Origin of the sequence: Mycobacterium sp., assembly GCF_050701675.1 — a bacterium.
Taxonomy (GTDB): Bacteria; Actinomycetota; Actinomycetes; order Mycobacteriales; family Mycobacteriaceae; genus Mycobacterium.
Genome location: NZ_JBOGDD010001261.1, coordinates 1 through 5,988 on the forward strand (window position 1 = coordinate 1; position 5,988 = coordinate 5,988).

The 5,988-nt window shown below is 68.9% G+C and carries 7 protein-coding genes; 6 read left to right on the plus strand and 1 reads right to left on the minus strand.

Annotated features, from left to right (window positions below; genetic code table 11):
- Positions 1-308: 308 nt before the first annotated feature.
- A complete protein-coding gene (locus tag ACRDUX_RS39075; RefSeq protein WP_526422628.1) occupies positions 309-578 on the plus strand; it encodes a LuxR C-terminal-related transcriptional regulator in 270 nt (89 codons plus the stop codon).
- Here ACRDUX_RS39075 and ACRDUX_RS39080 read toward each other — a convergent pair.
- Entirely contained in the window at positions 565-993 is a 429-nt protein-coding gene (locus ACRDUX_RS39080) for a very short patch repair endonuclease (RefSeq protein ID WP_526422630.1), read from the minus strand. The genes ACRDUX_RS39075 and ACRDUX_RS39080 overlap by 14 nt on opposite strands.
- Before the next feature lie 129 nt (positions 994-1,122).
- Here ACRDUX_RS39080 and dcm point away from each other — a divergent pair, with 129 nt between their 5' ends.
- The 5 genes from dcm to ACRDUX_RS39105 form a co-directional block, all read left to right on the plus strand.
- Positions 1,123-2,409 carry a DNA (cytosine-5-)-methyltransferase gene (gene dcm / locus ACRDUX_RS39085; protein ID WP_526422632.1) on the plus strand — a complete coding sequence of 429 codons (1,287 nt, stop codon included), beginning with the start codon at positions 1,123-1,125 and terminating at the stop codon, positions 2,407-2,409.
- A complete protein-coding gene (locus ACRDUX_RS39090) occupies positions 2,406-3,554 on the plus strand; it encodes a DNA cytosine methyltransferase (RefSeq protein ID WP_526422634.1) in 1,149 nt (382 codons plus the stop codon). The genes dcm and ACRDUX_RS39090 overlap by 4 nt, the downstream gene beginning before the upstream one ends.
- Positions 3,551-3,946 (plus strand): hypothetical protein, encoded by a 396-nt coding sequence (locus tag ACRDUX_RS39095; protein ID WP_526422636.1) that lies wholly within the window; start codon positions 3,551-3,553, stop codon positions 3,944-3,946. The genes ACRDUX_RS39090 and ACRDUX_RS39095 overlap by 4 nt, the downstream gene beginning before the upstream one ends.
- Entirely contained in the window at positions 3,939-5,078 is a 1,140-nt protein-coding gene (locus ACRDUX_RS39100) for an AAA family ATPase (RefSeq protein ID WP_526422638.1), read from the plus strand. Before ACRDUX_RS39095 ends, ACRDUX_RS39100 begins: the two co-directional genes overlap by 8 nt.
- A partial coding sequence (locus tag ACRDUX_RS39105; protein WP_526422639.1) for a hypothetical protein occupies positions 5,039-5,988 on the plus strand: 950 nt, incomplete at its 3' end. The genes ACRDUX_RS39100 and ACRDUX_RS39105, both read left to right, overlap by 40 nt.

A 5,988-nucleotide genomic window follows, 5' to 3' on the forward strand; every position in this document is an offset into this window, starting at 1 on the left:
GGTCTTCACATCAATCATGATCTACCTCTACGCAACTAATGCCAATGAATACAACCTCGGGCCATCATCCAGCCCAAAACCCATCAAGCACAACCGAAGCGGCCGCGTGTCGTATTCCACGGACCCGGTGTTCCGCGGCCCACTCCCGCGTGACGTGGGCGTTCCCAGTTGCGCGCGACCGAGGGACTTCCGAAATCACTACGGTCGCGTCAATTACCTGGGAGCCGTCGGCGTCGTCCGAACGGATGACGGTTTCTCGAGGATCGCGTGGAGGAAACGTTATCGGACGTCTCGGCGATAGGCCCTTCATGACGGTCACGCTTTCGCAGGAAACTCCGAACCCGGTCCGCCCGCGCCCGGAACTCGCACCCCGCGAGAGAGAAGTTCTGCTGGCGTGGATCCTCTGCGACAACAAGGACGACGTGGCGCGGCAGCTCGAGATCTCGGCCACCACGGTCCGTACGCACGTGCAGCGGATCCGGGACAAGTACGCCGCAGTGGGTCGACCCGCGTCGACCAAGGCCGCACTGGTGGCCCGCGCCATCCAGGACGGGCTGGTCGACGTCAACGACCTGTGACCCCCCTGGCGCGAACCACCTGCTCGACGCGCCGGGCGGCCGCGTGCGGGTCTTCGTGCTCCCAGATCCGGACGCTGGCCCACCCGGCGTCGGCCAGGCGCCCGTCGGTGTCGCGGTCCCGTGAGCGGTTGCCCTCGACCTTCTCCGCCCAGAACTTCGCATTCGCCGTAGCCACGGTGTGATGTTCCGGGCAGCCGTGCCAGAAGCAGCCGTCGAGGAACACCGCGACCTTGGCCCTCGGGAACACCAGATCGGCCGTCCGCCGGAGCTCGGCCAGCGGTTTCGCCGAGACGCGGTAGCGAAGTCCCAGCGCGTGGACCGCCGACCGCAGGGCCAGCTCCGGCTTGGTGTCACGGCTCTTGTTGGACTGCATGCGCGCCCGCGCCTCAGGTGAGGACGCCCAGGACTCGGCCATGGAGCCAGCCTATTGACCGACGGCGCGCCGCTACACCTGACCGATCTTGTCGGAACCGCTGAATACCATTGCTCACGTGATCCGCCGCGGCCGCCGAACAGACAACTCTTCGCAGGTCGCAGTGCGTTGATGACCGAGACACAGCAGAGCACTGCCCGACGACGGCCCAGCGTCGACACCGGGTTCGAACAGTTCCGCACCCGCAACGGAACCTACGAGCGCGTCCTGACCCGTCGAGACGGTCGCAAGACGGCCAGCGCGTTGGCCGGCTACACCGGCCGCGATGCCCGGCCCACGTCGGCAGACGAGGCCGAACGTGCGTGGCTGCAGAGCAGGGTCCCGCCCCCGTGCGGCGCATCGCGGTCGTCGTTGCGCGTCGTCGATCTGTTCTCGGGTTGCGGGGGCCTCTCGATTGGCTTGGCCGAGGCCGCCCGCGCCCTCAAACGGTCGTTCGAACCGGTGCTCGCGGTCGACGTCGACGCGGTCGCGGCGGCCACCCACGCCGGGAACTTCCCCACCGCCACGACGGTCAGCCAGGACGTCACCGAGGTGCTGCCGGGACGGGTCGGCTCCCGGCTGACCTCCGCCGAGCGGCGGCTGGTCAAACACCACGCCGACGTCGACGTCCTGGTCGGCGGGCCGCCCTGCCAGGGCCACAGCGACTTCAACAACCGCACCCGGCACTCCGATGACAAGAACGAGCTCTACGGCTCGATGGTGCGTGCCGCGGAAGTGCTTGAACCTCAACACATCCTGATCGAGAACGTGCCTGGCGCGCTGAACGACAAGCGCGCCGTCGTGCAGCGCACCGCCGAGGCACTCGGCGAGCTCGGCTATCACGTGTCCATCGGAGTGATCGACCTCAGCGAGGTGGGCGTCCCGCAGCGTCGTCGTCGGCTGGTCCTGATGGCCAGCCTGACGCACACGACAACGCCCGCCGAAGTCGTCGCTCGCCACCGGCGCGAACCGCGGGACGTGGCGTGGGCCTTCCAGGATCTCGCGCTGATGCCCGAGTCCCGACGGGTCAGCGTTGTCGACGCCGTGGCCCGGTCGGCGCCAACCACGCGTCAGCGCATCGACTACCTCTTCGAGAACGGCGACTTCGACCTGCCGGACAGCCAGCGCCCGGCCTGCCACGCGGACGGCGGTCACAGCTACAAGGCGATCTACGGGCGGCTGGCGTGGGACCGCTCATCGCAGACCATCACCACCGGCTTCTACAGCATGTGCATGGGCCGTTACGTGCATCCCAGCGAACGTCGCACCATCACCGCACACGAAGCCGCACGGCTGCAATACATTCCGGACTGGTTCTCCTTCGACGGCGTGAAGCACCGCACCGCGATGGCCCGGATGATCGGCAACGCGGTGCCGTCCCGGTTGAGCTACGCCGTGGCGCTGGAGTGGTTGCGGTGAAGCGGTCCAAGCTCAAGGTGGCCGGCTTGTTCGCGGGTATCGGCGGCCTCGAGCTCGGCATGGCCGCAAGCGGGCACCACACGCAACTGCTCGTCGAGAACGCCCCGCCCGCCATGCACGTGCTGCGGCGCCGCTTCCCCGACACCAAGATCGAGGCCGACGTCCGCGACCTGCGGGCCCTGCCGAACCGCACCGACGTCGTGACGGCAGGCTTCCCCTGCCAGGATCTCAGCAGCGTCGGGCGCAAGGTCGGCATCGACGGCGCCAGAAGCAGTCTCATCGGCGAGGTCCTCCGACTGTTGCAGCAGTCCGACGTGCCGTGGGTGGTGCTCGAGAACGTCCCGTTCCTGATGTCGCTGGGGCAGGGTGCGGCGCTGAAGCTCATCACCACCGCGTTGACGGAGCTGGGGTACCGCTGGGCGTACCGCGTCGTCGACAGCAACGCGTTCGGGTTGCCGCAGCGGCGCAACCGCTGGTACCTGGTGGCGTCGCGCTCGGGTGATCCCCGCGACGTGCTGCTCGCCGACGATTGCGAGAAGCCAGCGCCCGCAGGCGAATACCCCGACGTTGCTTGCGGATTCTACTGGACCGAGGGCATGCGGGCATTCGGCTGGGCCGTCGACGGCGTGCCGCCCATCAAGTGCGGGTCGTCGGTCGGCGTCGCGTCCCCTCCAGCCATCCGACTGCCATCGGGCGCCTACGTGACGCCGGATCTTCGGGATACCGAACGGCTGCAAGGCTTTCCCGCCGACTGGACGGCGCCTGCCGAGGAGGTGGCCAAGCGTGGCGAACGCTGGCGCATGGTCGGCAATTCCGTCAGCGTCCCCGTGGCCACCTGGATCGGCGGCAGGCTCGCGCAGCCGGGGCGCTACGACGCCGCGGAGGATCGGCCGTGGACCGGAGCCAAGTGGCCGCGTCGCGCGGCATGGTCCGACCTCGACGGGGTGGTGCACGCCGCGGACGTCGGGCCGTGGCCACTGTGGCAGCCACGCGAGTCGCTCACCGAGTTCCTTCGGTATCCTCCGAAGCCGTTGTCCGCCAGGGCGGCAAGCGGGTTCCTGCGCCGCACCGAGAAGGGCACGCTGCGGTTCCCGCCGGGGTTCATCGCCGAGCTGACGGCATACGCGGAAAGCGTTGGGGCATGACGGATCTCTTCGGAGAGCCTGATCCCGACGATCTGCAGCGCCTGCGCGAGGGTGTCCTCGACGCCGTCACGCATGGCATCGAGGCAAGCCGCAACGACTCCTCCAAGTGGGATCCGCTCTACCAGTGGTTCGCGGTCGAGCTGGGCGTGGGCGACGGGCAGAAGGGCGGCGCGGTCATCGGCAAGCTGGTGACCGAGCAGCGGCAGATCGGCAACCGCTGCGACGAGATGGCCAAGTCCAGTCCGGAGTACGCCGTCATCAGCGTGCTCGGCGACGTCACGCCCGAACACGTCCTCAGCGCGATGCGCAAACGCGGGCGGTTGCCGTCGCTGAAGGCGGCGCTGTTCCTGCGCGAGTCGACACCCGACCGGCTGGTGATATTCGATGAGTGACGGCACCGTCGAACGACTGCAGTCGATCTTCCCCGAGCTCGTTCCCGAGCATCACCCGGCCCTTGGCGTCGCGCCCGGCTCTGGCGTCACCAAGACCGACGGCGGCGGCCAGGTGCCGTCGGTGATCAACGTGCCCATCGAGATCGACCCCCGCATCGAACGCATGGTCCGATTGGCCATCCTTTCGGCGCCCGCGGTCATCCTGGTGGGCCCACCAGGCAGCGGCAAGACCACGCTGCTGCGTCAGGTGGTCGACCGCATCGTCGCCGATCCGAAGACGTTCGGCTTCCAGGTCGGGCCCAAGGGCGTGGAATGGTCTGCCGCCGAGGAGAACTGGTCGACCACCGACCTGGTCGGCGGTCAGACCATCGACGGCAACGAACTGCGCTTCCGGCCGGGGCGGGTGCTCAGCGCCATCGCCGACGGGAACTGGCTCATCGTCGACGAGGTCAACCGTGCCGACATGGACCGCATCTTCGGCGGCCTGCTGACTTGGCTCAGCGGTCAGGACGTGACGCTCGGTACCGTGTCGCCCGCCATCGGGTCACCTCAGGTGCAGCTCGGCTGGTCCACGGGCACAACGTGTTCGGTCGAGAACCAGGAGCGACTGACCCATCCCGGCAGCGGGAGCGGTCCGGTGCGCTATCTCGCGGGCACCGAGTGGCGGCTGCTTGGCACCTACAACGCACTGGACGCGCAGCGGGTGTTCCGGTTCGGTCACGCGCTGGGCCGTCGCTTCCTGCGGGTGCCCATCCCCGCCGCCGACACCGACAAGTTCCGCACGGCGCTTCTCGCTCAGGACCACGGCCTCCCCCAGCCCCTGCTCGACGCAATCGTGGCGATCTACACGGCGCACCTGACCAATTCGATGACCACTCTCGGGCCCGCGCTGTTCCTGCGGATGGCCGACTACATCGCGGCGGGCGTTGGCACCGACGCGGAGCAGTTGACCACGATCACGCACGTCGAGCGGGAACTGCTCGCGGAGGCCTACCTCGTCAACGTCGGCACCTGGCTGCGTGAGATGGAGGACGAGCTCGCCGCGTTGGGCAACGCGATCGTCGAACAGCACCACGCCCTGAGCCAGTCCGAATGGGAGTGGGTCGTGGAAATGAGCCACGTATTGTCCTGACCGCGCAGCCCGGTGTCGACGCCGCGCTTGCGATCCCAGCGGCGGGGCTCGACCACGTCCTTCGCGCCTGGATCGGACGGGGCCAGCTGGTGAAGGTCCTGAATCAGCTTGCCCCCGACGAGCTTCCACGCGACTGGCGGCCCGAGGACACGCAGTTGCGGGCGGACTACATGCTGTTCCTCGAGCTCGTCCCGTTGGTGGCGCGGCTGCCGGGGACCGCCAAGCAGTGGGTCGACCTGTTGCCCGCCCAGTCGCGCCGCCGCCGTACGGTCGCCGATGCGCCGACCGGCGGCACGGCGTGGGTCCAGACCAGGCAGCAATACGGCTGGCCGCCGTCATCCTTCGTCATCCGGCACCGCGACCGCGTCGCGCACGAACTCCTGGCGACGGTGCTGGCCTGGACGGGCGCCCAGGTCCTGCGGCTGGCCCAGCGGGCACCGTCGATCGATCCGCACTCGGTCGAGCCCGTCGCCGGGCAGCTGGAGGCCCTGACGCGGATCTTCGACGCGGGTCTGCTCGACCGCGGGGCCGCCGAGCCGCGTCCCTCGGAGCTGGCGGCGGTGCGACGGGAGGGGGCGGTGTGGCGGCGGCTGGTGGACGTGGCCGCAACGATCAGGGCCGCAAGCGAACCAGCCTCGGCCGCTGAGCTGTTGTGGCCCGTCGAGGAGTTGCGACCCACGCTGTTTCAGCTGGGCGTGCTCGGGGAGCTGCTGCGCGCACTCCGGTCGGCGGGCGCGTCGATCGTCAGCACGTCGCCGCTGAGCTTCGTCACCGGCCGCGAGCAGTTCCACGTCACCCACCGTGGACGTGTATGGCATCTGTGGATGGAGGGCGGCAGGAGCTGGCAGCGTTACGGGGCGGCATCGACGTACCGGTCCCTGGTGACCGCCCTGCGGGCTCAAACCCGGCC